The organism is Nocardia fodinahabitans (assembly GCF_052983615.1).
This window is the reverse complement of record NZ_JBRJJC010000001.1, coordinates 6,599,452-6,624,550: the sequence shown is the minus strand read 5'-3', so window position 1 is coordinate 6,624,550 and position 25,099 is coordinate 6,599,452. Positions and strand designations below refer to the sequence as shown.

Below are 25,099 nucleotides of genomic sequence, written 5' to 3'. Positions count from 1 at the left end.
GAACCGCTGACCGATCGTCGGTAGCTTGGTGCCGACAGCACAGGGGCTGCCGTCCGAGGCGGCCGCCCCGGAGAGGACGACCGTGCGCTCGACCCTGATCTCCCGCCGGGATCTGGACTTCCTGCTCTACGAATGGCTGCGCGTGGAGGACCTGACCGCGTCCCCGCGGTTCGCCGAGCATTCGAAGCAGACCTTCGACGGTTTCCTGGAGCTGTGCGAGGACCTCGCGACCCGCTACTTCGCCCCGCACAACAAGCGCAACGACAGCCACGAACCCACCTTCGACGGCACGACGGTCACCATGATCCCGGAGGTGGGCGCCGCGGTCGAAGCGTTCACCAAGGCCAACCTCATCGGCGCGAGCATGGACGAGGCCCTCGGCGGGCTGCAACTGCCCGCGACCGTGCAGGCCGCGGGCATGAGCTGGTTCCAGGCCGCCAACGTCGGCACCACGGCTTATGTGTTCCTGACCATCGGCAACGCGAATCTGATCGCGGCGCACGGCAGCGCCGAGCAGATCGAGCGGTTCGTCCGCCCCATGATCGAGGGAACGGCCACCGGCACCATGTGCCTGTCCGAACCCCAGGCGGGGAGTTCGCTGGCCGATATCGTCACCCGCGCCGAGCCGCAGGACGACGGCAGCTACCGGCTGTTCGGGTCGAAGATGTGGATCTCCGGCGGAGATCACGAACTGACCGAGAACATCGTGCACCTGGTGCTGGCGAAGATCCCCGGCGGGCCCGCGGGCACCAAGGGGATCTCGCTGTTCATCGTGCCGAAGTTCCTCGTCGCCGCGGACGGGTCCCGCGGCGAGCGCAACGACGTCGTCCTGGCCGGGCTCAATCACAAGATGGGCTATCGGGGCACCACCAACACCGTGCTCAACTTCGGCGAGGGCCGCCACACTCCGGACGGAGCGCCCGGTGCGGTCGGTTATCTCGTCGGCGAGCCGCACCGTGGCCTGTCCTACATGTTCACGATGATGAACGAGGCCCGGCTCGGGGTCGGCCTCGGCGCCACCGCGCTCGGCTACACCGGCTACCTCAAATCCGTCGAGTACGCCCGCACCCGGCATCAGGGCCGCGCCCTCACGACCAGGGACCCGGCCACCGCGCAGATCCCGATCATCGACCATCCCGACGTGAAGCGAATGTTGCTGGCGCAGAAGGCCTACAGCGAGGGCGCGCTGGCGCTGCTGCTGTACTGCCACCGGCTCGTCGATCTCGAACGCACCGCCACCGATCCCGACGCCGCCCGCGCGTACACCCGGCTGCTGGAGATCCTCACCGGCGTCGCCAAGAGCTGGCCCGCGCAGTGGTGCCTGGAAGCCAACAATCTGGCGATCCAGGTCCACGGCGGCTACGGCTACACCCGCGAATACGACGTCGAACAGCACTACCGCGACAACCGGCTCAACCCGATCCACGAGGGCACCCACGGCATCCAGGGCCTGGACCTGCTCGGCCGCAAGGTCATCCAGCACGACGGCGCCTCGCTGCTGCTGCTCAGCGAACACATCGCGGCCACCGTGACCGCGGCCCGCGCGGCGGGCGGACAACCCGGCGACCACGCCGAGCGACTCGACGCCGCCTGGCAGCGACTGCTCGCCGTCACCGCCGCCATGTTCGCCGCGGGCGACCCGGCCGCGGCCATGGCCAACGCCGCCGTCTACCTCGAGGCGTTCGGGCACCTCGTGGTCGCCTGGATCTGGCTCGAGCAGGAGGTGGCGACCCTCGGCAAGGACGGCGATTTCTACGACGGCAAGCGCGCCGCGGCCCGCTACTACTTCCGCTACGAACTGCCCAAGACCGCACCGCAACTGGACCTGCTCGCCGCGCTGGACCGCACGACTCTCGACACCGAGGGGAACTGGTTCTGAGCGGCCCTCACCCACGCAGGCGCAGGACCGCGAGCACTCTGCGGTGATGGGTGTCCGAGGGCGGCAGGTCGAGTTTGGTGAAGATATTGCCGATGTGCTTCTCGACCGCGCGCTCGGTGACGGTGAGGGCGGCGGCGATCGCGTTGTTGGTCAGACCCTGGGCCATCAGTTCGAGCACCTCGCGCTCGCGGGGTGTGAGCCGGGTCAGCGAATCCTGCTGCCGGGACGCGCCCATCAGCTGTTTCACCACTTCCGGGTCGAGCGCGGTGCCGCCGGTCGCGACGCGGTGCAGCGCATCCACGAAGTCGGCGACATCGGCGACCCGGTCCTTGAGCAGATAGCCGACTCCGCCGGCCCCGGCGGCGAGAAGTTCTGTCGCGTACCGGGTTTCGATCCACTGGGAGAAGACGAGCACGCCGACGCCGGGGTACGCCCGGCGCAGTTCGATCGCGGCCAGCAGCCCCTCGTCGGTGAACGTCGGCGGCATCCGCACATCCACCACCGCGACATCGGGCCGCCGGGCGCCGACAACCTCGCTCAGCGACGTGGCATCGCCGACCATCGCCACCACCTCGTGGCCGCGTTCGGTCAGCAGCCCGGCCAGCCCGTCCCGCAGGATGGCGCTGTCCTCGGCGATCACCACCCGCAGCGATCCGGGCGCGCTCACCGGGGACCCGCCATCGGCAACACCATGGTCACCACGGTAGGCCCACCGGCGGGGCTGTCGACGGTGAGTGTGCCGTCGACCGCACGGGCGCGGGCGGCGAGACCGGCCAGCCCGCTGCCGCCCGCCGCATCGGAGCCGGCGGGAAGCGCACCACCGATTCCGTTGTCGCGCATGGTGATCGCCAGGGTGCGCAGACTGTGCGGCAACACCGTGACGGCAACCTCCGTCGCCCGTGCGTGTTTGACGACGTTGGTGAGCAGTTCGGCGACCGAGAAGTAGGCGATGGCCTCGATCGCGGGGCTCGGCCGTCGCGGCAGGTGGACGCGCAGTTCGACCGGCACCGCGCAGCGGGCGGTGAGCGTCTCCAGGGCGGGACCGAGGCCGAGCTCGAGCGCGGGCGGATGGATGCCACGGACCAGTTCACGGAGCTCGGTCAGCGCTTCCTTGGCACCGGCGCGGGCCTCGGCGATGAGATCGCGGGGATCCCCGCCGCCGGCCAGGCGTTCCTCGGCCCGGCCGAGGGCCATCGCGATGGTGACCAGCCGCGCCTGGGTGCCGTCGTGCAGGTCGCGTTCGACCCGCCGCAGGGTGGCGGCGGCATCGTCGACCGCGGCCCGCCTGCTGGCGCGCAGCTCGGCCAGTTGCCGGTCTCGTGGCGTCGCCGCCAGCACCTGCGTGATCAGCAGTCCGTGCACCCAGCAAACGCCACGGATCAGCCACGGCAGCGCGAAACACAGGGCGATGCCGATGGCGGACATGGCCAGCACCCGCGGCCAGGTGTCGACATAGACGGAACCGAACTGCACCAGGCTGTGCCGCTCCACGCCGCTCTCGTCCACCTGGACCGGATCGAACAACAGCCACGGAATCGGGGAGATCGCCGTGAAGACGACCATCGCGGTCACAACGAGCACCACATAGCCGACCGCCACGCCGAGCACGGACTGGGCGAGCAGGAACAGCGTGGCGCGCCAGCTCACCCGATCGGTGAACGCGCTCTTCAGAAATCCGATCAGGCCCGGCGCGCGGACGAAAACCGGCGGCGCCTCGACCCGGACACCGAGCAGTTCCCGGCCGAGCGACCGGTAGATCCGCCCCCACACTCGGCCGCCGAGCAGGATCACTGCCAGCAGCGGGATGCCGACGAGGAAGATCGACGCGTACAGCCCGCCGCCGAACCCGAAGAACAGGTAGCACACGGCCACGCAGCCGAGCACGAACGACAGGATGAGATAGCCGAGCTCCTTCCAGGTCCTGAGCTGGAAGGGTGCCCGCGCGAGGGTGGCGAGCAGCCCACCACGGGGGCCCGGGTCCACCCCTGGGCCGTCTGTCACCTCGGTTTGCTCGCCGGAAACGCTGATGATCAGGGTCGGCTCGGCTGGTGTGTGGGTCATGACTCCCATGGTTGTCGTGGCGGCCCGAGTTCTCGATGGAGCTGCCCACCGGGTTCGTGGTGTAGCCAGCTACACCTTCTTTCTACTCTGCGGCCCCCGCGGCACGGGCCGCACGCGGAAGTGTCGGCGCAGGTCGGGTGAGACACCCGGAGTCCACGCGCCGATATGGCATCATCAACTAGAACGGGTTCTAGAAATTCCGAGGAGGTCTTCGTGGGAACTGCGCGATCGGTGCGGACGGGGCCCTTCGTCGTGCCCGCCGTCGACGAGATCCCCGGCGGCCGGATGCTCGACCTCCCGGGGCGGGGCCGGACCTACGTCGTGGACATCCCGGGACCAGCGGGCGCACCGGTCCTGATCCTGCTGCACGGCACCGCCTGCACAGCGGCACTGAACTGGTTTCCGGCGCTGGAGACGCTGAGCGCGCGGTATCGCGTGGTGCTGTTCGATCAGCGCTGGCATGGGCGCGGGATCCAGTCGGCGCGGTTCCGACTCGACGACTGCGCCGACGACGTGGTCGCGGTCGCCGACGCGCTCGGCCTGGATCGCTTTGCCTGCGTCGGCTATTCCCTCGGCGGTATCGTCTCCCTGCTCACCGCCTACCGGCATCCGGACCGGGTCGCCGGGCTGGTGCTCTGCGCGACTCCGTATCGCTTCCAGGAGAAGTGGCGCGAGCGGGCGTTCCATCGCGGTTTCGCCACCGTCGCCGAGGCACTGGGCGACTATCCGTACCGCCGGGCCCGGCGGTTGACGCGCGCTCTGCCGGAGCTGCCGCCCGCGCTGGTACCCGGGCGCCTACGGCAATGGGCGGTGGACGAATTCCGCAGTACGAGCGGATGGGCGCTGGCGCCGGTGCTGGCCGAGATCGGAACCTTCGACGCCACCGCGTGGCTGTCGGAGCTGCGGATGCCGACCGCGGTGGTCATCACGACCAAGGACCGGGCGATCCCGGTGTACCGGCAGATCGAACTCGCGGCCGCGATTCCCGGATCGAGTGTTCATCCGGTCGCGGCGGGTCATGCGGCGTGCGCTGTCGCGCCGGATCGGTTCGTTCCGGTACTGGCCGATGCGTGCCGGGCGGTGTCCGCGCGGCGGTAGTCGACGACCCTGTCCGACGCCGATGGCGAACAGGGCGGTCCTTCGGGGGCGGGTGGTCAGCCCCGGGCGCGGGCCGCGGCCAGCAGTTCGTCGATCACGGCAGGCACCGCCTCGGCCAGCGCGTCGACATCGGGGACCAGATCACGGCAGGCGATGAAGCCGAAATCGAGGTCACCACAGTTCGACAGCACGGTGACGGTGAGCCCGGCGCCGTGGAAGACCGGCCCGAACGGGTACATGCCGTCCACCCGGACACCGAGGAAGTACAGCGGCATCGGCGGACCGGGCACATTCGAGACCACCAGGTTGTGCACCACCGGGTGCCGTTCGGCCAGCTTCAGCGACGAATAGACGCGCGACGCGAGGCGGAAGGTGTTGGGCGGGGCGTACTTCGACCAGTCCTGCAGGAAATCCGCGCCGATCAGATCGTGTTCGGCTTTGGCGTCACGGTTGGCGACGGCCAGCATTTCCAGCCGCTCGACCGGATCGGCGATATCGGTGCCGAGGCGGCAGAACAGGGTGGAGACCTTGTTGATGCCCTCGGTGTGCCGGGTGGATTCGTGCACCGACACCGGCACCGAGGCGACCAGGGAGCGATCGGGCAGCTCGCCCCGATCCGCCAGATAGCGGCGCAGCACGCCGCCGACCACGGTCAGCACGACATCGTTCACCTTCACCCCGAACGCGGCCTTGATCTCCTTGATCACGCCCAGATCCGTCTTGGTGAACGAGACCGACCGCGACCCGGTGACGGCCTGGTTGAACGGTGTGCGTGGCGCCGAGAACGGAAGCGCCATCCCCGCTTCGTTGTTCCGCCGCCGCTGCGCGAAACCCGCGACCATACCGAGGGTTTTGGGAACCATGCCGAGCATCCCGGCCTTGGCCGGAAAGCGGACCGCCGCGCGCGCGATGAGCTCGAGATCGCCGGGCACCGGTTCCGGTTGCCACGGTTCGGGTTCCGGTCGGCTGAGCCCCGGCTCCAGATCGCACAGGTGCATCATCATGTTCGTGCCGGTGATGCCGTCGACGGCCGAATGGTGGTACTTGCAGACGACCGCCACCTTGCCGTCGTCGAGCCCCTCCACCACCGACATCTCCCACAGCGGCCGATGCTGATCCATCGGCCGGCTGGCGACCTCACCGATCAGCGCGGCCAGACCCGCCAGCCCGCCCGGTTCCGGCAGCTCGACGCGCCGGATGTGGTTGTCGATGTCGAAGTCGGCGTCGTCGACCCACAGCGGATGGTCGAGGTTGAACGGCACCGGGTGGACCCGGCGGCGCATGTGCGGAATGAGGGGCAATCGCCTGCGGAGTTCGTCGCGGAGATGGTCGAATGAGTACGGCCCGTCGGCCGGGTCGAGAATCAGCAGGGCGCAAACGTGTAGATGCTGGGTATCGGTCTCCAGATAGAGGAAACTGGCATCCAATCCAGTAAGTCGTTCCATAGCCGAACCCTACTAGAACACGTTCTAGTTTTGCGGCCACACAGGACCGAAATAGACGACGCTCACAGTGCCGGCGCCGAGACGGCGACAGTCGGGTAGGCGACGACCGCCAGGCGATCGACCGTGCGCGGCCCGAGGACGCCGTCTGCCTCGCGGGTGCGGGCAGACGGCGCGCGGTGCCCGAAGCCGGTCAGAAGTCGGTGCTGCCGGCGGTCAGGTCGAGCAGCGCCTGACACAGGGGATTGTGCGTCGTGCTGTCGCCGTCGGCGAAGCAGGCGCCGAACAGCACGAAGCCGAGCGGCCAGGCCAACAGCATCTGGGCAGATCCCGACGCGGACCCGGTCTGCGTATCGGCGACGGGCGCGAGGACTACCGGGGCAGCCTGCGCTGGGGCCAGGGTGAGACCGGCGGAGAGCGCGACCGCGACAAAGGATGTGGTGAGCATTCGGCTCATGAGGGAGTGCCTCCGGATCTTATGGGTGAATGTACTCGAGTTCAGGCGGGGTCGGATTCGGAGCTGCCGCTGCCGATCTCGTAGATCAGGGCACAGACCGGCCCGTTCGGTTCGGCATCGCAGAGCAGGATGTAGAGCGCGCCGAGCGGGAAGGTGATCAGCGGCGCCAGCGAGGATCCGGAGTCGCCGGAACCCGACGCGGATCCGGAATCAGCGATCGGAGCGACAGGGGCCGGAGCAGCTTGCGCCGACCCCAGGGATGCGCCGACGGTTGCACCCGAAAAAGCAACGACGGCAAGGGTTTTGGCGAGTAGATGATTCATGGCTACCTCCTATGAATGTGCTCGCCGACATTAGTCGACTCCCACCAATGTGAAATACCCAAGTTTTACTGTCTGTCGCCCCGAGGTCGATCCGTGAGAACGTGCGGAAACCCGGTCCGCCCCCCACGCGGCCCGGCGGCGCAATACAGTGAGCGGATGCGTGGACGATCCCGAATCCTGCTGCGTTCGGCGGCGACTGTCGCGGCGGCACTGGCCATGACCGCCCTCCCGACCGCGGCCGCCGCACCGCCCGCCGGCCCGGCCGGTTGCGCGGAGCTCCGGGTCGTCACCGTCCGGGGCACCCTCGAACCGCAGATCGGCAGCCTGCTCCTGACGCCCCTGGGCAAGCGGATCGCCCAGGAGTCCGGTCGCAGCGCCACGGTGACCGAATTGGAGTATCCGGCCTCGATGGCTCCGGACAGCGCCGTGCGCGGCGTCGAGAACCTGACCGCGCTGCTGAACACGACCGCCGCCGCCTGCCCCGACCAGCAGCTGGTCCTGCTCGGCTACTCGCAGGGTGCCCGCGTCATCGGCAACACCCTCAGCGCGCGAACCGCGGTGACGGACCAGGCGGCCGCGCGCATCGACGCCATCGCCCTGTTCGGCAGCCCGGTGTTCAACGGCAGCGAACCCTACAACCGCGGCAGCTTCGACCCCGCCCTGTCCGGCCTTGCTCCCCTAGCCACGGGCGCCCTCGCCGAGTTCGCCGACCGCCTGCGCGACTTCTGCCACGCGGGCGACCGCGTCTGCCAGGGCGGCAACCCGGCAGCCGGATTCGGAAATGCCCTGAGCTACGGCCATTTCGCGTACTTCGTCAACGACAATCGCGACCAGGCCGCGGCGTTCATCCGCGACCGGCTCGGCGCGTAACCCGTCGACACGATTACCGCGGTGGTCGGCCTCAAGGACGGTCGACGTCGGCAAGAATGGTCTCGGGCTTGAAGATCACCTTGTAGTGATAGCGGCTCACCTCGGCGGATTCGAGCTGCTCCACGAAGTAGCTCACATTGTCCGAGAGTCCGAGAAAGTGCTTCTTGTATTCGTCGTCACCGGTCTTGCAGGTGACTTCGAGCTGGTTGTTCTCGTCCTTGATCGAGCACTTGCCCTCGATGGACAGCAGGTACTTGTCGGTGATCCCGTTGAAGAAGACCACCCGCCGGTCGATCTTGAACTGGTCCGATTCCTTGGACAGGTTCTTGGACACCACATCGGCGTCACTCGAACACCCGGTCGCGACGATGGCGCCCGCGGCGAGCGCCACGGCAGCGGCGATGAGTTTCGGCTGCATTTCCTACCCCCTGTTTCACGAGAAGCTCCGACGAGCATCCCGAACTCCTTCTTTCGAAGATATACGACCGCAACACCTTTGGGCCGCGCTCCGGCGGTCGATCGATTCAGCTGATCGCGGAGCCGCACTGCCCGGAGGCGAACGCGGCGCGGTAGCCGACCCGGCTATTCCGGAAGGCCGAGGGCGGCAACGGCGATCGTGGCCAGCGGGACGCTCAGCAGGCGGGCATCGGAGAACGTGCTGTCCCTGGCGATGTCGTTCATCGCCATGAGGGCGGCTTGCACCGTGACCAGGGCTTGTTCGCGGGTAAGGGTGGGGCGTGCCGCACGGCACAGCCTGACCCATTCGCTGACGTAGTCGCGCTGGGCTTGCACCAGCGGTTCCGCCTGGGCGCCGAGGCTGCGCACTTCGGTGACCAGGATGTCGACCAGGGCCGGGTGGCGCAGGGTGAAGTCGGCGTAGACCGTGACCAGCGCGCGCAGCGCGGCGGCTTCCTCGGCGGCGCCCAGTAGCGCGTCGTCCAGGGTGACCTGGAGATAGCCGTTGGCACGGTGCAGTGCGACCTCGAGGATCTCCAGTTTGCTGGTGAAATGGTTGTAGACGCTCGAGGTGGACAGGCCGACGGCCTCGCCGATCTCCTCCATCCCGGTGCTGGCATAGGTCTGATCGGCGAAGATGCGCAGCGCGGCGCGCAGGATCTGTTCGCGCTTGCTGCCGCGCGAGAGCCCCGCCGGCGGTGGAACTGTCAGTGGCACAGGCACTTCCACTTCGACATTCAGCACCGCCGCGGCGATGCCGACGAGCGTCGCCCGGAATTCGTCGACGGGCAGCGTGGTGCTGTGGAAAGCCGGGCTGAGCAGCGCGGCCAGCGCCGTTCGCGCGCGCAGCCGCGCGCCGGGACCGGGGGCGTCGCCGGTTGTCGCCACCGTGAAGGCCTCGCACAACTGCTGGAAACGGGCGGCGAGGTCCAGGCGCTGTGGGCGCGGGAGGTGGCGTGCCTCGCGCACCCACAGCAGCGGCGCCGTGCGTCGGCCGACCGCGAAATCGGCGACCGCGGACAGCACATCGGGGCTGTCGAGCGTGCTCGCGAACCCGTCGAGCGCCTGCTCGATGGCGGCCCGCAGCAGGTCGTCCTTGCCGGCGAAGTGCCGGTAGAGCGCCGAGGGCCCGACACCGACCGCGGCCGCGACATCGCTCATCGCGATGTTCTCGAAACCGCTGTCGGCGAACAGCGACGCGGCCGCGTCGACGATCAGTTCGCGACGGTTGGCCGGGCGTTTGCGGCGCACGGCGGCGGACGGTGAGGACACCACGGGGATGCTACCGCTCAGCCCAGACGCAGCGATCGACCGATGATCTCCTTCATGATCTCGCTCGTGCCGCCGAGCTCGGCGATGCCGGTGAACAGTTCGCGCGGGACGATCCCCGCCCTTTCCCACTCCGGATAGCCGGGAAGGTCCATCGTGGATCCTCTCTCAGACGGTGTATCCGCCGCCGCAGACCAGGGTCTGGGCGCTGATGTAGTCGGATTCGGGGCGGCACTGTGCCGTCAGCCGACCTTCTCGTACAGGGTGACCACGGCGGCGCCGCCGAGGCCGATGTTGTGTTGCAGTGCCACGGTCACGTCGTCGACCTGCCTTGCTTCGGCCTGCCCGCGCAATTGCCAAGTGAGCTCGGCACATTGAGCGAGGCCGGTCGCGCCGAGCGGATGCCCCTTCGACAGCAGTCCGCCCGAGGGGTTGGTGACCACGCGGCCGCCGTAGGTGTTGTCGCCGTCACGGATGAACTTCTCGGCGGTGCCCTCGGGGGTCAAGCGCAGCGCTTCGTAGCTGAGGAGTTCATTGGCGGTGAAGCAGTCGTGCAGTTCGACCACCCGGATGTCGGCGGGGTCGACACCCGCGGCCTCGTAGACCTGGTCGGCCGCGCGCCGGGCCATGTCGTAGCCGACGAGCTTGGGCAGGTCGTCGAAGGTGTCGGGGGTATCGGTCGTCATCGCCTGCGCGGTGATCGCGACGTCGGTCCGCAGGCCGTGTCGTCGCGCGAAATCCGCGCTGGTGATGATCGCGGCGGCCGCGCCGCAGGTGGGTGGGCAGCACTGCAACCTGGTCAGCGGCCCGAAGATCGGTGGCGATTCGAGCACCTGCTCGACGGTCACCTCGTCGCGGAACACCGCGAACGGATTGTTCTTCGCGTGTGCGCGCGCCTTGACCGAGATCATCGCGAAGGTCGACGGGTCGGTGCCGTGCTTCTCGGCGTATGCGGCGCCCGCTCCGCCGAACAACTGCGCGGCGAACGGGGCGTCGCTCGGGCCGTTGTGCTGGTGTGCCACCGCCATGAAGTCGACGAACGGGCTCGGCCGGTCGGGCCACTTCATGGCGAGTGCGCCGCGCTCCATCTGCTCGAAGCCGAAGGCGAGCACGCAGTCGGCGGCGCCACTGGCGACGGCCTGGCGCGCCAGCCACAACGCCGACGACCCGGTCGAACAGTTGTTGTTGACATTGACCACCGGGATCCCGGTCATCCCCACGCCGTAGAGCGCGCGCTGGCCACTGGTCGAGTCGCCGTAGACGTATCCCGCGTAGGCCTGTTGCACCTGGTCGATCCCGATTCCGGCATCACGCAGCGCGTTGCGGACCGCGCCCGCGGCCAGGACGTCGTAGGGCTCGCTCCTGCTCGGCGTCGAGAACGGCACCATCCCGACTCCGGCAACCTGCACCCGCTGCATCACACCACCACCTGTCTCAGCGAATCAATATTCACTTCATGGTTGCACGACCCTTGACATTCCTTCAAGGGTCGCCACAATGTTATGCAGATCACACGGATCAAGATTCACAATAGAGGAGTTGGCCGTGCACATCACGCAATCACTGCACGCGGCGCTGCAACGCGATCCCGACCGGACCGCCACCATCTGCGGAATCCGCCGCCGCGCGGTCGCCGAATCGGTCGATCGCATCGCGCGGCTGGCGGGGGCACTGCGCGGGCTCGGGGTCGGATCCGGTGATCGCGTCGGGATCTACGCCCTCAACAGCGACCGCTACCACGAACTGCTGATGGCGGTGCCGTGGGCGGACGCGGTGGTCAACCCGGTCAACATCCGCTGGAGCACGGCCGAGGTCGCCTACTCGCTCGTCGATTGCGGCACCGACGTCCTCGTGGTCGACGACGCCTTCGCCGGTGCCGTCGACGCTCTCCGCGCCGAAGCGCCGAACCTGCGCACGGTCGTCTTCGCCGGCGACGGTCCGACCCCCGCCGGCATGCTCGCCTACGAGGAGCTCATCGCCGCCACCGCGCCGATTCCCGACGCCCGCCGCGGCGACGACGACCTCTACGGCGTCTTCTACACCGGCGGCACCACCGGTTTCCCCAAGGGCGTGATGCTGTCGCACCGGGCCTGCCTCACCTCGGCCATGGGCAGCCTGGTCACCACGGACATCCTCACCCGGGGCGGGATGCTGCTGCATGCCGCGCCGATGTTCCATTTAGCCGATATCGCGGCGTGGAATATCGGTAATCTGACCGGCGCGACCCACGTGATCGTGCCGTCGTTCACCCCGACGGCCACCCTCGACGCCATCGTCACCCACCGGGTGACCGACGCGCTGCTGGTACCGACGATGATCCAGCTGCTCGTCGACTCCCCCGGCGCCGCCGACGCCGACCTGTCCAGCCTGCGGCGCGTGCTGTACGGCGCCTCCCCGATCTCGGAAACGGTGATGGCCAAGGCGCGCACCGTGTTCGCCAATGCCCGGTTCACCCAGGCCTACGGGATGACCGAGCTCGCGCCGGTCGCCACCCTGCTCACCGCACAGGACCACGACGATCCCGCGCTGACCCGATCGTGCGGGCGCGCGGCGGTCCACGCCGAGGTCCGCATCGTCGGCGAGGACGACAGCGAACTCGCGCGCGGCGAGATCGGCGAGATCGTGGTCCGCGGCGATCATGTGATGTCCGGCTACTGGAACCGGACGGACGAGACGGCGGCGGCGCTGCGTGGGGGCTGGATGCACACCGGCGACGCCGGCTACATGAACGACCGCGGCTACGTCTTCGTCGTCGACCGGCTCAAGGACATGATCGTCACCGGCGGCGAGAACGTCTATTCGGTCGAGGTCGAGAACGCGGTGGCCAAGCACCCCGCCGTCGCCCAGGTCGCCGTGATCGGTGTTCCCGACCACGACTGGGGCGAGCGGGTGCACGCGGTGGTCGTCCTCGCGCCCGGGCAGACCGCGGCCGAGGCCGATATCCGCGAGTTCTGTCGCCAACACATCGCCGGCTACAAGCTGCCGCGGAGCGTGGAATTCCTCGACGCGCTACCGGTTTCCGGGGCAGGCAAGGTCCTCAAGCGCGATCTGCGCAAGCTGCATTGGGAAGGTGCCGATCGCGCCGTTCACTAGGCACAACGGTGGTCCGGGCGGGCGAAACCGGCCGGGGCGATCACCCGCTCCGGCCGGCCACGGACAGCTACCATGGCGATCGGGACCGGCGACTCGATACGGGCGACCCCGGTGATGACCCAGCACCCGCCTAGGAGGCACTCATGCGTGCGACGGTGGTCAGCAAAGGCGAATTTCGCGTCGAGGAGCTGCCTGCGCCCGAACCCGGGCCGGGCCAGGTGCTCGTCTCGGTGACCCGCTGCGGCATCTGCGGATCGGACCTGCACGCTCGCGTCTACTGCGACGAACTCGCCGATCTGGCCGCCGCCACCGGCTACGGCGGCTTCATGCGTTCGGACCAGCGGATCGTCCTCGGGCACGAGTTCACCGGCGAGATCGTCGAGTACGGGCCGCGCACCCACCGGCGATGGAAGCCCGGCACACCCGTGGTGGCGATGCCGATTCTGCGCAGAGACCGCGAACCGGAGCTCACCGGGCTGTCCGCCCACGCCCCCGGCGGGTATGCCGAACAGGTGCTGACGCAGGAATCGGTGACATTCGAGGTCCCCAACGGACTCGCACCCGAGCACGCCGCCCTCACCGAGCCGATGGCGGTGGGCTGGCACGCCGTCCGCAAGAGCCGGATCGCCAAGGGACAGACCGCGTTCGTCATCGGCTGCGGCCCGATCGGGCTGGCCGTCATCACCATGCTGAAGGCGGCGGGCGTGCGCACCGTGGTCGCGAGCGACTTCTCGCCGCGCCGCCGGGAGCTGGCCCGCGCCTGCGGCGCCGATGTCGTGGTCGACCCGGCCACCGAATCCGCCTGGGAAGCGGCGCCCGAGCCGCCCCGTATCGCCGGCGCCGCGGACATGCTGAACCTGGGCTTCGACATCATGGAACGCGTGCGCCGGATCCCGAAAGTCCCGTGGTGGTACCTGTTTCGCGCGGCGCACACCCTCGATCGCGGCCCGGCCGGTCCCGTCGTCTTCGAATGCGTCGGCGTGCCCGGCATCATCGACCAGATCCTGACCGCCGCGCCGCCGTCGACCCGGGTCGTGGTCGTGGGGGTGTGCATGCAGCAGGACGCGTTCCACCCCGCCAACGCCATCAACAAGGAGATCGAGCTGCGGTTCGTCCTCGGCTACGACCCCGGCGAGTTCCGCGACACCCTCCATATGATCGCCGACGGCACCGTCGATCCCAGCCCGCTGATCACCGGCACGGTCGGGCTCGAGGGTGTCGACGCAGCCTTCACCGCGCTGGGATCCCCGGACCACCACGCCAAGATCCTGATCGATCCGCGCAGCGATAATGTTGCGCCCTGAGGGCGGAGCCGTGGGTCGACCGCCAGCCACGGTGGATTGAAACGCACATAGTTCACGGCGCGGCGTGGCAGGGCTTGTTCACCGCGAGCGCGGGCCCCTCCGACTTCACGGCCGACTCCGCTGACCCGCTAGCACGGGAGCCGGGTGGCCGAAGCGGCTACCGACCAGGATTGTCGGGAGTTGCGGCATCGGCGTCGCCGCCCGGCTTCCGCTCACCAGGCCCGATCCTGCGCGGCCTCATCGCCGGCCGAGGCCCGCCGGCCGAAGCATCCGTACCGGTGCGTTTCCGACGCGACGCGCCGAAGTCGATGACATTCCGTTCTCGCTCGACGTTCCCGCCCGGCGGCGCCACGGGCCGCCCCGCCGCATCGGCCGGCCAGGAACCCGTCTCACCCTGCAGCTCCGCGCGAGTCACGGGCCGGGTGGGAGCCGGGTCGTACACAGTCTCCGGCGACCACGGTTGATGCCGAGCGTCGCCGGCATCCTCTCGACCTCGCCGCGGCCGCCGCGGCAGCCGAACAACGTTCGACGCCCCGCCCTCGGCCGCGCCCGACCCACCGTCGGCGGCCTTCGTCTCTGCCCACTTCCGACGCAGCTGCTCCACCGCATCGAATCGATTCCCACCAGGCCCCGACCCGGCTTCCTGGTCCGACATCGAACTAACCGCGGACAGGCGTCGCGACACCCATCGATCCCACAGCGGCCGACACTCCGAACTTCCTCTCGGGTCTATCCTTCACCTTCACATTCTGCATCACAGCACCCATGATCCGTCTTCGACCCGTCCCCGCGGCGATCGCAGCACGCCGCCGCCGTCAGCAGTGGCGCAGCCCGCTGACGACCGCCCGCTCCCCAGCTCGTTTGCCTGACCAGGACATATCCGGTCCGAAGCACCGCTCGCGGAGCTCGATGGAGTCGGCTACCCGACTCCGGGTACCTGGGCTGTCTATGCCCGGCTCTTCGGTGGCGGCGGAGGAGTCCGCGCCTCGCTGCGGTATTGGTCCCACCAGTGGGGTCCTTCGTTCTGCGAGGCGTCGGGGTCTCTCGGCGGCAGCGATGGGCTGGGGATGCCGAGGGCCCGCAGCCGCCAATCGTCCTCCCGGATCGCGGCCACGATACGGACGGGAACGACTGCCGTGAGCAGCAGGTAGTTGCCCACACAGATCATCAGGCAGACCGGCGGAATGGCGACCACGGTCGCGATCCCGAAGGTTCCCAGCTCGATCGGACCCCGGGAGATGGCGACCACGTTTCCGAGGATGCTCGCCAGCACGGCGGCGACGAGCAGCAGCTCGTAGACCCGCACCAAGGACGTGGCCTTCTCGTCACGGATACCCACCAGCGTGATGAAGGTACAGGCGACCAGCGCGACGGTGAGACCGGCGACCACCGGCCACAGCCATGTCAGGTCCTCGGGTACTCCCGCCACCTGGGCGAGTGTGGAGGTGAAGGTGAACGACGCGATCGCCGCGGCGACCACCAGTACTAGCCCTAGGCCCACAAGCAGCTTCGGCACGGTGAACGGAACAGGTCGAGGGAAAGGGTCCGTGTGGTCCATCAGGCTCCATCCTACGGGCTACGGCCACCAAACATGCAGGCCCTCAACAGAGTACGGCCACCCGCGCGGTAGACGCCGTACGGTCACGAGCCCGATGCGGTCTCTGCCATCGCTCAGCGTGAGCTGACGCAGACGACGTAGCGGCGTTGGCCGTAGACCACACCGCGGTCGCCGGCCGTGCAGACGTTCACGTCCGTGGTGTCGTGCCGGATCTCGAGGACGCGGACCCGACCGGGAACGTCGGCAGCGCATTCCACGTGTTCGACCGCGCCGCCGGACAGGTCGATGCAGCCGCCGACCGTCCAATCGATGTCCAGGCAGAGGGTCTCCTCGACGCCGCCCGGGAGGGTGCGAGATTGTGAGCGGTCGACGTCGCCCGGGCAGTGACCGCCCGCCGACGCCAATTCCGTCACCTTGTAGCGCGAATTGGCACTGCCACACGCGGCCTGCTGAATATCGGCCGGGCCCGCACCCACATCCACACAATCACCGACGCTCAGGTCCACGCGGGGAATCCGGGTCGCGGATTTGCTCAGCGTGGAGGCGACACCGCCGGATAGCTCGAGAATAGTACCCAGCGGCTGAGTTCCCGAAACCTCGGTCAGCGAAGTAGTTGCGGGAGAATCATTGTCGGGCGGTCCGGACACCCGCGCACCGAAACCGGCGATGACCGAAAGCGCGCCGTAGAAGGTCCCGGCCAGGGCAAACACCGCCACCGCCGACACGCCAGCCACGGCCAAGTTCTTCCGACGCGCCATCTGTGTTGTTCCTACTCATCCGCTGGACGTCCCGACCGACGCCCCACTCGCTGAGGAGTTCTTACACGGCCGCACACGAACGTGTCGAATTGTGAATCTGCGCAGTTTTACAGCGGAAAGCTGGTCCAGCGCCCAATTCGGGACGGATAACTCTCCGACGAAAAAGGGTGCTAGGGTCTGCCCGATCTCACTGGCGGACACCAAGGTTCGTGCCATGCCGCGGCACGCTGGTCGACCGCGCAGTCTTCGTCATGCGTAAAGGAAATCCCTGATGAAACTCGGTCACCTCCCCGCGACCGCGCTCCTGGTCGGCACCGCCGTCTGGATCACCGCTGGTGCCGCCACCGCGCAGCCGGTGGCACCGGCTCCCCAGGCCATCGCGTCCGGGATCGACCAGTCCGTGCACTACGAAGCCACCCTCACCGAGTTCTCCCGCGTGCTGACCACCACCGTCACCGGCGGCGCTTTCACCACCACCGACGACAACACCGCGGTCACCCTCACCTCGGATGCGGGCGCCGTCGTCACCCGCATCCCGCTCACCTACCAGATCTCCGGCGCGACAATGCGGGTCACGCAGACGATCTCCGACAACGGTCGCCACCTCGTCCTCACCCCGCAGGCGAACGCCACCGAGATCGGTGAGATGCAGACCATCAGCCCGATGTCCCAGCTGACGAACGAGATCAACCGCAACGTGGTCGGCGTCGTCGCCGGTGGCCTCCTCGGCGGCCTCATCGGCACGGTCCTGGGCTTCGGCTTCCTCAGCATCATCACCGGCCCCGTCGGCCTGGTGCTCGGCGCGATCGCCGGCGGCTACGCCATGGGCGGCCAGCCCTTCCTCGACGCCGTCACCGCCGTCGTCAGCGGTCAACCCTGACCCACCCCCGCTCGTGGATGATCCACGCGGCCACTGCGGACCGAATCGAACCGTGATCCTGGCGGTCCGGTTCGATTCGCCCTGTGTGCGGTGGCAGCAACGGATGCTGTTGACTGTGGCGGGTGAGCGTTCTTCCCGAAGCGGTCGAGGTCGATGGCACCACGTTCGACCGCGTGGATGCGCCCGAAGGGATCGCCTGCTGGACCGCCTGTCTCGACGATCGTGCCGAGACCATCGCGGTGAGCTTGATGATCGAACCCGCGGCAGCCCCCGGTGACGCTGCGGTGCGGGCTGCCGCGCTCGTCCTCACCGAGATCGACCGACTCGTCGCGGCCGGCGCCCACTTCCTGCGCGAACAGCTGCGATCTCCGGAACACGAACTCACGCGGGAAGAATCGGCCCTCCTGGAACGCGAAGTCTTGCCGTTCGCGGGAGCGGAGATCGTCGTCTGGGCGGACGGCACCTGGATGCTTCGCTTCGCCGAGTCCCCGCTACGGATGGCGGACCCCTTCGGCATCGGCGTCACCTTCGACGGCGACGTTCCTCGTGCGGTCGAGGACCTCTCGAGCGCCGAGCCGGTGGACGAGCAGGAATGAGCTGAGCCTGTGCCCGCGTCGCTGCCATCACAGCAGCGCTGGGCGGGTCATAGTGGTCGAATGGGTAACCAGACCACGGTCGCTGCCGCGTTCGAACCTCTGCTGCGAGCCACTTTGGGCCCACACCCGGCGTTGGGGTTCGAATTCTGGGACGGCAGCGCGATCCACCCCGATGGCGCGGGCCCCGGCACGATGCGCGTGCGATCCGCGGCGGCGCTGCGGCACCTGATCTGGGCGCCCGGCGAACTCGGCCTGGCGCGGGCCTTCGTCTCCGGCACAGTGGATCTCGACGGCGACATCTTCACGATCCTGCGCGCCCTCCAGTCCACCGCGCCGAACGACGCCCGCCTCGGCCTCGGCGCGGCCTGGCAGGCGATCGGCGCGGCACGGCAACTCGGCGCGCTCGGTCGCCGCCCGCAGCCGCCCGCGGAGGAGGCGCGACCGCGGCGCGGACCGTTGCACACCAAGGGTCGCGATGCGGCGGCGATCAGCCATCACTACGACGTCGGCAACGATTTCTACCGGCTGGTCCTCGGCCCGAGCATGACCTACTCCTGCGCGCGGTTCGTGCCGGACGACGACGGCTCGCTGGCGGACGCCCAGCGCGCCAAACACGATCTGGTCTGCCGCAAGCTGGGTTTGCCCGAGCGGTCGGGTATGCGCCTGCTCGACGTGGGCTGCGGCTGGGGATCCATGGCGATGCACGCGGCGTCGACTTACGGGGCGCAGGTCGTCGGCGTCACGATCAGCAGCGCTCAGGTCGAGCTCGCTCGCCGGCGGGTCGCCGACGCGGGGCTGTCGGGCAGTGTCGAGATCAGGCTCGCCGACTATCGGGACCTGCGCGGCGAGACATTCGACGCCATCTCCTCGATCGGCATGTTCGAACATGTCGGCTCCCCGCGCGCCGCCGAATACTTCGACACCCTGCGCGCGCTGCTCCACCCGCGCGGACGGCTGCTCAACCACGCCATTTCCTCCCCGGGCGGCTCCACCATGCAGAAGCGATCCTTCATCGGGCGCTACGTCTTCCCGGACGGCGAACTCGTCGATGTGGGCGAAGTCGTCCTGGCCATGGAGCGCGCCGGATTCGAAGTTCGTGACGTGGAAGCCTTGCGCGAGCACTACGCGCGCACCCTCCGTCAGTGGGTCGCGAACCTGGAAAACGGTTGGGAACAGGCGGTGTCACTCGTCGGCGAAGGGCGAGCCCGAATCTGGCGACTCTATATGGCCGCCTCCGCGCTGGGCTTCGAGGACGGCGGCCTCGGGCTTCACCAGGTGCTCGGCGTCGTGCCGGAGGCGACGGGATACGCCGATATGCCCGCGACACGGCGGGTGTGGGGATAGACCTCAGCCCGCCGCGGTCGTCGAGCTCGGCATGCCGCTGCCGATATCGCGCCCCGCCGTCGTGCCGGTCAGTTCTTGACGGGAGCGGGATCGAATCCGGTGAGCAAGCCGTGACCGGGCATAGGATCGGCCGCATGGCTACGCGGCTCGTTCAGATCCATATGAAGGCTCTCGATGACGTTGCGCTCGGCGGGTTCTGGGCGGAGGCGCTCGGCTGGGGTACGGGCAGCGAGGAGCCCGGGGTGACCAATCTCGAGCCCGTCGGTTTCGTCTATCCCGATCCCGCCGCGGTCTGCATCGACATCGTTGTCGATCCGGATCCCAAGACGGTCAAGAACCGCGTGCACCTCGACCTGGCCACCAGCTCCGCCACCCAGCAGGCGGAGCTGGTCGCGCGCCTCCGTTCGATCGGCGCGACACCCGCGGACGTGGGCCAGGGCGACGTGCCGTGGACGGTCCTCGCCGACCCGGAGGGCAACGAATTCTGTGTGCTGGAGCCTCGACCGGTCTACCAGGGCACCGGTCCGATCGCCGCGGTGGTCGTCGACTGCGTCGATCCGCGGGCCATGGCCCGGTTCTGGGGCGAGGCGATGGACTGGACCGTGCACGAGATGTCCGACGACTACGCGACGCTGCGGTCCGCCGCGGGTGCCGGCCCCTATCTCGAGTTCCTCCGCACGACCGAGCCGAAGACCGTACGCAATCGCGTCCACCTCGACCTGCGGCCCTACCCCGGCGACGACCACGCGGCGGAGGTGAACCGGCTCCGAGCCCTGGGCGCCACCGACCTCGACATCGGCCAGGGTGACGTGCCGTGGACGGTCCTCGCCGACCCGGAGGGCAACGAGTTCTGCGTGCTCACCCCGGCGTAGCAATCATCGAAACACATTGGGAGAGAGACTTGTTCGTCCGTCACGAACGCCGACGCACGTCGGCTCGGCGCCATCGGTCGACCGTCACCGTCGCGGCGGTGATCGCGGCCTTGGTGTTCAGCGCGCCGGCGTGCGCGCCGCCGGCCGACGAACGCACGGCAGACCTCCAGCGAGATCTGGAGGCGATCACCGCGCTCGGCGTCAGCGGCGCGCAGGCCACCGCGGTGGACAGCACGGGTCGAAACTCGGTAGTCGTCAGCGGCGTGGCCGAGGTCGGCACGAATCGGCCGGTGCCGGGCGACGGCTACTTCCGGATCGCCAGTGCCACCAAGCCGATCGTCGCCACCGTGGTTCTTCAACTCGTCGGTGAGGGAAAGCTGTCGCTGGAAGACAGTGTGGAGCAGCATCTGCCAGCGGTCGTCAGGGGTACCGGGGCCGGACACGCGATCGATGGCCGCGCGATCACGATCCGTCATCTCCTGCAGAACACCAGCGGATTACTCGACGACTACCCCGGCTTCGATTCGAAAGAACAGTATGTGGCACACCGTTTCGATGTCTACTCCCGGGAAGAGTTGATACAGCGGTCCATGGCGGTAACTCCCGCCTTCGCTCCCGGCGCGGGATGGGCATATTCGAATACGAATTTCCTCCTGGCCGAGACGATCATCGAGAAGATCACCGGCAACAGCTGGCAGGACGAGGTCGACCGCCGAATCCTCCACCCACTGGACATGCGACATTCGGTATGGCCACGCGGACGTACGACACTGCCCGACCCCCATGCGCGCGCCTACTCGGTGTTCACCGGTAGCGGCGAATTCGTCGACACCACCGAAATCCTCGACGGCACCGAGAATTTGATCTCCACCGCCGCCGACATGAACACCTTCTACCGGGCCCTGCTCGGCGGCGAACTGCTGCGCCCCGCGTATCTGGAGCAGATGAAGACGACGGTGGCGATCGATGCGAAGATCGAAACTCTCTGGCCTGGTGGGCAATACGGCCTGGGTTTGGTCAGGCGGCCGCTCGCCTGCGGCGGCGAGTACTGGAGCCACGGCGGCGGCGATGCCGGGTTCATCACCACCGACGGTGTCACCTCGGACGGAAAACGCAGCATCGTCATCTCGCAGACCACAGCACTGCAAGACAAGGTGATCGAGCAGGAGCAGAAAGCGAGCGAAACGGTCGCCCACGCGCTCTGCGGCGAAGCGCCACGATGAAGCGCGTACTCCGCCACCGGTTCACCGACGCAGGGTCTGAGAGACACGACGGCGCACGGCGTAGATCACGATGCCGAGCACGACGACTCCCGTCCCCGCCAGCACGGATGCGGTAGGCAGCGTACAGGCCAGGATCGAGCAGCCGAGCAGCCCGACGACCGGAACCCAGCGCGGCGGGCGGCCTTCGGACGGGGTCAGCGTCCACGCGGCCGCGTTGGCCACGGCGTAGTAGAGCAGTACGCCGAACGAGGAGAAGCCGATCGCGGCCCGGATGTCGGTCGTGGCCGCGGCGACGGCGACGATCACACCGACCACCACCTCGGCGCGGTGCGGCACCGCGAATCGCGGATGTACCGCCGCCAGTCCGTGGGGCAGGTGGCGGTCACGGGCCATCGCCAGCGTCGTGCGCGATACACCGAGAATCAAGGCCAGCAGCGAGCCGAGCGCCGCCACGACGGCACCGACCCGCACCACCGGTTCGAGCCAGCCGGCACCGGCGACCCGCACGACGTCGGACAACGGTGCGCTCGCCTGCGCCAACCCGCTCGGCCCCAGCACGATCAACGCCGCGATCACGACGAGCGCGTATACCACCAGCGTGATGGCCAGCGCCAGCGGAATCGCCCGGGGAATCGTGCGCGCCGGATCGCGGACCTCCTCGCCCAGGGTCGCGATCCGCGCGTATCCGGCGAACGCGAAGAACAGCAGGCCCGCCGCCTGCAACACCCCGACCACGGTGACATCGGAGCCCAGTTCCAGCCGCGCGATCTCGGCGGACCCGGACGTGAACGCCGCGACCACGACCGCGGCCAGCACCGCCAGCACGATCGCGACGATCACCCGGTTCAGCAGCGCCGATTTCTGGACACCGCGGTAGTTCACCGTCGTCACCGCCACGACCGCGCCGACGGCCACGGCGTGCGCGTGCGCCGGCCACGCGTACGTGCCGACGGTCAGCGCCATCGCCGCGCACGATGCGGTCTTGCCGACCACGAAACACCAGCCGGCCAGGTAGCCCCAGAATTCGCCGAGCCGTTCGCGCCCATACACATACGTGCCACCGGAGGCCGGATAGCGGGCAGCCAGCCGCGCCGAGGAGGTCGCGTTGCAGTACGCGACCACCGCGGCCACCGCGAGCCCCACCAGCAACCACGACCCGGCCGAGCGTGCGGCCGGCGCCAGGGCCGCGAAGATCCCGGCTCCGATCATGGCACCGAGCCCGATCATGACCGCGTCGGTCACTCCCAGACTTCGGCGCAGCCCGGTCGGCGTTGTATCGGACACCCTGCTCCCGTCTCAGCACTTCCGTCGATATCCATCAAATCCATTTGATGGGTTTGGTGATATCCTTGATCGGTGACGTCGACTCGTCAAGCTGTTCCACCGTTTGTTCATCTGGCCGCCCATCCGGTGCGATGGCAGTTGCTCAGGGAACTGACGGGCAGCGACTATCGCGTCCGAGAGCTCGCGGCCCGCCTGGACGAGCCACAGAACCTGGTCTCCTACCATTTGCGGCTACTGCGCGAGGGTGGACTGGTCACCACCACGCGCAGCAGCCATGACGGCCGCGACAGCTACAACCACCTGGACCTGGACCGCTGTGCCGAGCTGCTCGCCGACACGGGCACCGCCTTGCACCCCGCGCTGGATCTGCGGCCGAACCCACCGGTTTTCGATCCGCCGTCGGCACCGGCGGTGCTGTTCGTCTGCACCGGCAACAGTGCCCGCTCGGTGATCGCCGAAACCCTGCTCCGTCATCGCAGCGACCACCGGGTGGATGCCGTCAGCGCGGGCAGCCGCCCGAAACCGGCCATGCACCCCTACACGGTCCGGGTATTGCGCGACGAGTTCGGCATCGACATCAGCGGACGGTCCCCTCGTCCGCTGTCCGAGGTCGCCGACATCCGATTCGACGCGGTGATCACCCTGTGTGACAAGGCCCGCGAGGTCTGCCCGGATTTCGCCGACGACCCCCGCCGCAGTCATTGGAGCATCCCCGATCCGGCGGCAGCGGGCGAGCACTACCCGTTGTTCCAGGCCACAGCGACCGAGATCGACACCCGCGTCCGCTACCTGCTGCCGACCCTCACCGTCCCCGCGAAAGGAAGCGCGTCATGACACCATCCACCGAATACGTCGGCGTCCGCTATCTGGTCGACGACGTCCCCGCGGCCATCGAGTTCTACACCGGCACACTCGGTTTCACCGTCAACATCGATGCCGCACCCGCCTTCGCCGACGTCGTCCGAGGATCGTTGCGACTCCTGCTGTCCGGCCCGGCCAGTTCCGGCGCGCGGGCCACTCCCCCCGAGATCACTACCCCCGGCGCCAACCGTATCCATCTCGTCGTCGACGACCTGGACGCCGAGATCGCCCGCCTGCGCGACATCGGCGTCGAATTCCGCACCGGCACCGTCACCGGACCCGGCGGAAGCCAAATACTGCTCACCGACCCCGCAGGCAACCTGATCGAACTGTTCCAGCCCGCCGCTCCCCAGCCGAGGATCGGCTGAGCTGTCGACGCACTATCGATTCAGGCCGGGGAGCCGCCGTCCATGACATCGATCCACCAGGACTGCAGGGGGCTCGGATCGGGCCAGTGCACGCACGGTGTCTCGGGGGCGGGTTCGGGGCGCGTGGGATCCGCGTCGAGATCGTCGTTCATGACGGAGGTCTCTCGGTAGTGCCGCAGCGACGGCTGAGCGCGCATGCGCGTCAGCCGCCCTCGGGCGAATGGTGGCCGACTCGGCCGACGGCGTGCAGGATCTGGGCGTTCGCGACGTCGGCCGGGGTGTCCGCCGCGATCACCAGCAGGGTGAGGTGGACGCCGTTCACCCCGACGAAGTGCATGGTGTCGGGAAGCTGGCCGATGTCGGGGACCCGCAGGTCGACGCCGTCGGGGTGGTCGATGCGGCGCTGGTTGCGGCTGGTCACGTTCCAGTCGAAGCTGATTCGCGCCGTCCGGCCGAGGCGGGGTGTGAGGGCACTGATCAAATCGTGGAGTTCGGCGGTGAGGTTCGCCGTCCGCGGCCACCAGGCGCCGTCGAAAAGCTCGGTGTGACTTTCGCTGCCGCGCAACAGTAGTCGCGGGGTTCTGGTCGGAACGCTGAACGGCTGCTGGTCGTTGTCCGCCGCGCCCATCGCCTGATGGTTGGTGATGTGACGTGGACTGTCCGTGTCCTCGGGTTCGGCAGCGGGGTCGGCTTCGGCCGCGGCCATCAGGGACTCGTGGGCGACCCGCTCGTCGGTGTCGGCGGGGATCACCTGCAGCACGAGCATGCTCGCGTCGCGCCCGAACACATACATCGTGTTCCACACCTCGAAGTGGTAGGAATCCAGCCGGACGGTCTCCCCCTCGATCGTGATCCGCGCGGGTGCCGCCGCCCAGCACGACGGGTCGTACACGACACGCCAGACCGGGCCCAGCCGCACACCGAGCACCGCGAGCAGGTCGGGGAGTTCGGCGGCCAGATCGTCCGAGCGCGGCCACCAGGCGCCGTCGATGTAGCGGTCGCCCGCGGACCGTGACCGCATCCGCAACCGCGGCGTGTAGAGCGGGGGAACCTGGTGACGGGCGGGTGCCGCGGCGGGCTGACGAGTTTCGCGAACACGCATG

26 protein-coding genes are annotated in these 25,099 nt (G+C 68.6%); 12 read left to right on the top strand and 14 right to left on the bottom strand.

The window, feature by feature from the left end; genetic code table 11:
* Positions 1-82 precede the first annotated feature (82 nt).
* Positions 83-1,879, top strand: coding sequence for an acyl-CoA dehydrogenase (locus tag NV348_RS31320; RefSeq protein WP_447151198.1), 1,797 nt, complete (start codon positions 83-85; stop codon positions 1,877-1,879).
* Between the two features lie 7 nt (positions 1,880-1,886).
* Here the strand turns inward: NV348_RS31320 and NV348_RS31315 are convergent, their stop codons facing one another.
* Positions 1,887-2,546 carry a LuxR C-terminal-related transcriptional regulator gene (locus NV348_RS31315; protein ID WP_447150089.1) on the bottom strand — a complete coding sequence of 220 codons (660 nt, stop codon included), beginning with the start codon at positions 2,544-2,546 and terminating at the stop codon, positions 1,887-1,889.
* On the bottom strand, positions 2,543-3,940 hold the full coding sequence (locus NV348_RS31310; protein WP_447150088.1) for a sensor histidine kinase: 1,398 nt from the start codon (positions 3,938-3,940) through the stop codon (positions 2,543-2,545). Before NV348_RS31310 ends, NV348_RS31315 begins: the two co-directional genes overlap by 4 nt.
* Before the next feature lie 213 nt (positions 3,941-4,153).
* Here NV348_RS31310 and NV348_RS31305 point away from each other — a divergent pair, with 213 nt between their 5' ends.
* The gene (locus tag NV348_RS31305; protein ID WP_447150087.1) at positions 4,154-5,038 is read left to right on the top strand and encodes an alpha/beta fold hydrolase; all 885 of its coding nucleotides are present in this window, start codon (positions 4,154-4,156) and stop codon (positions 5,036-5,038) included.
* Between the two features lie 56 nt (positions 5,039-5,094).
* On the opposite strand, the gene NV348_RS31300 is transcribed toward NV348_RS31305, so the two are convergent.
* The 3 genes from NV348_RS31300 to NV348_RS31290 form a co-directional block, all read right to left on the bottom strand.
* On the bottom strand, positions 5,095-6,483 hold the full coding sequence (locus NV348_RS31300; protein ID WP_447150086.1) for a WS/DGAT/MGAT family O-acyltransferase: 1,389 nt from the start codon (positions 6,481-6,483) through the stop codon (positions 5,095-5,097).
* Between the two features lie 190 nt (positions 6,484-6,673).
* Positions 6,674-6,928 carry a hypothetical protein gene (locus NV348_RS31295; protein ID WP_447150085.1) on the bottom strand — a complete coding sequence of 85 codons (255 nt, stop codon included), beginning with the start codon at positions 6,926-6,928 and terminating at the stop codon, positions 6,674-6,676.
* 50 nt (positions 6,929-6,978) lie between these two features.
* Complete coding sequence (locus NV348_RS31290; RefSeq protein WP_447150084.1) at positions 6,979-7,260, bottom strand: hypothetical protein; 282 nt, start codon at positions 7,258-7,260, stop codon at positions 6,979-6,981.
* A 156-nt stretch (positions 7,261-7,416) separates the two neighbouring features.
* Between NV348_RS31290 and NV348_RS31285 the strand changes: the two genes are divergently transcribed.
* Complete coding sequence (locus tag NV348_RS31285) at positions 7,417-8,130, top strand: cutinase family protein (RefSeq protein ID WP_447150083.1); 714 nt, start codon at positions 7,417-7,419, stop codon at positions 8,128-8,130.
* 31 nt (positions 8,131-8,161) lie between these two features.
* On the opposite strand, the gene NV348_RS31280 is transcribed toward NV348_RS31285, so the two are convergent.
* From NV348_RS31280 to NV348_RS31265, 4 genes are all read right to left on the bottom strand, one after another.
* Positions 8,162-8,548 carry a beta-sandwich lipoprotein gene (locus NV348_RS31280; RefSeq protein ID WP_447150082.1) on the bottom strand — a complete coding sequence of 129 codons (387 nt, stop codon included), beginning with the start codon at positions 8,546-8,548 and terminating at the stop codon, positions 8,162-8,164.
* Between the two features lie 164 nt (positions 8,549-8,712).
* Positions 8,713-9,858: a TetR/AcrR family transcriptional regulator gene (locus NV348_RS31275; RefSeq protein WP_447150081.1), complete on the bottom strand. Its 1,146-nt coding sequence runs from the start codon at positions 9,856-9,858 to the stop codon at positions 8,713-8,715.
* Positions 9,859-9,875: 17 nt separating this feature from the next.
* A complete protein-coding gene (locus tag NV348_RS31270; protein WP_447150080.1) occupies positions 9,876-10,010 on the bottom strand; it encodes a hypothetical protein in 135 nt (44 codons plus the stop codon).
* Between the two features lie 87 nt (positions 10,011-10,097).
* Positions 10,098-11,273: a lipid-transfer protein gene (locus NV348_RS31265; protein ID WP_447150079.1), complete on the bottom strand. Its 1,176-nt coding sequence runs from the start codon at positions 11,271-11,273 to the stop codon at positions 10,098-10,100.
* Positions 11,274-11,400: 127 nt separating this feature from the next.
* On the opposite strand from NV348_RS31265, the gene NV348_RS31260 reads away from it, so the two are divergent.
* A complete protein-coding gene (locus NV348_RS31260; RefSeq protein WP_447150078.1) occupies positions 11,401-12,948 on the top strand; it encodes a long-chain-fatty-acid--CoA ligase in 1,548 nt (515 codons plus the stop codon).
* Between the two features lie 143 nt (positions 12,949-13,091).
* Entirely contained in the window at positions 13,092-14,252 is a 1,161-nt protein-coding gene (locus NV348_RS31255; RefSeq protein ID WP_447150077.1) for a zinc-binding dehydrogenase, read from the top strand.
* A gap of 946 nt (positions 14,253-15,198) precedes the next feature.
* Here the strand turns inward: NV348_RS31255 and NV348_RS31250 are convergent.
* Positions 15,199-15,810, bottom strand: coding sequence for a hypothetical protein (locus NV348_RS31250; RefSeq protein WP_447150076.1), 612 nt, complete (start codon positions 15,808-15,810; stop codon positions 15,199-15,201).
* A 113-nt stretch (positions 15,811-15,923) separates the two neighbouring features.
* Entirely contained in the window at positions 15,924-16,568 is a 645-nt protein-coding gene (locus NV348_RS31245; RefSeq protein WP_447150075.1) for an LppU/SCO3897 family protein, read from the bottom strand.
* 271 nt (positions 16,569-16,839) lie between these two features.
* On the opposite strand from NV348_RS31245, the gene NV348_RS31240 reads away from it, so the two are divergent.
* The 5 genes from NV348_RS31240 to NV348_RS31220 all read left to right on the top strand — a co-directional run bounded on the left by NV348_RS31240 (position 16,840) and on the right by NV348_RS31220 (position 21,483).
* The gene (locus NV348_RS31240) at positions 16,840-17,448 is read left to right on the top strand and encodes a DUF8020 domain-containing protein (RefSeq protein ID WP_447150074.1); all 609 of its coding nucleotides are present in this window, start codon (positions 16,840-16,842) and stop codon (positions 17,446-17,448) included.
* 122 nt (positions 17,449-17,570) lie between these two features.
* Positions 17,571-18,044: a hypothetical protein gene (locus NV348_RS31235; RefSeq protein ID WP_447150073.1), complete on the top strand. Its 474-nt coding sequence runs from the start codon at positions 17,571-17,573 to the stop codon at positions 18,042-18,044.
* 60 nt (positions 18,045-18,104) lie between these two features.
* On the top strand, positions 18,105-19,388 hold the full coding sequence (locus NV348_RS31230; RefSeq protein WP_447150072.1) for a class I SAM-dependent methyltransferase: 1,284 nt from the start codon (positions 18,105-18,107) through the stop codon (positions 19,386-19,388).
* A gap of 134 nt (positions 19,389-19,522) precedes the next feature.
* Positions 19,523-20,260, top strand: coding sequence for a VOC family protein (locus NV348_RS31225; protein WP_447150071.1), 738 nt, complete (start codon positions 19,523-19,525; stop codon positions 20,258-20,260).
* Positions 20,261-20,358: 98 nt separating this feature from the next.
* Positions 20,359-21,483: a serine hydrolase domain-containing protein gene (locus NV348_RS31220; RefSeq protein ID WP_447150070.1), complete on the top strand. Its 1,125-nt coding sequence runs from the start codon at positions 20,359-20,361 to the stop codon at positions 21,481-21,483.
* Positions 21,484-21,504: 21 nt separating this feature from the next.
* Here NV348_RS31220 and NV348_RS31215 read toward each other — a convergent pair whose 3' ends face one another.
* Complete coding sequence (locus NV348_RS31215) at positions 21,505-22,767, bottom strand: APC family permease (protein WP_447150069.1); 1,263 nt, start codon at positions 22,765-22,767, stop codon at positions 21,505-21,507.
* A gap of 72 nt (positions 22,768-22,839) precedes the next feature.
* On the opposite strand from NV348_RS31215, the gene NV348_RS31210 reads away from it, so the two are divergent.
* Together NV348_RS31210 and NV348_RS31205 are read left to right on the top strand one after the other, a co-directional pair.
* Complete coding sequence (locus tag NV348_RS31210; protein WP_447150068.1) at positions 22,840-23,601, top strand: arsenate reductase/protein-tyrosine-phosphatase family protein; 762 nt, start codon at positions 22,840-22,842, stop codon at positions 23,599-23,601.
* Positions 23,598-23,996: a VOC family protein gene (locus NV348_RS31205; protein WP_447150067.1), complete on the top strand. Its 399-nt coding sequence runs from the start codon at positions 23,598-23,600 to the stop codon at positions 23,994-23,996. Before NV348_RS31210 ends, NV348_RS31205 begins: the two co-directional genes overlap by 4 nt.
* A 20-nt stretch (positions 23,997-24,016) precedes the next feature.
* Here NV348_RS31205 and NV348_RS31200 read toward each other — a convergent pair whose 3' ends face one another.
* Both NV348_RS31200 and NV348_RS31195 read right to left on the bottom strand, forming a co-directional pair.
* A complete protein-coding gene (locus NV348_RS31200; RefSeq protein ID WP_447150066.1) occupies positions 24,017-24,148 on the bottom strand; it encodes a hypothetical protein in 132 nt (43 codons plus the stop codon).
* Positions 24,149-24,198: 50 nt separating this feature from the next.
* Entirely contained in the window at positions 24,199-25,098 is a 900-nt protein-coding gene (locus NV348_RS31195) for a DUF5994 family protein (protein WP_447150065.1), read from the bottom strand.
* Position 25,099: the final 1 nt, after the last annotated feature.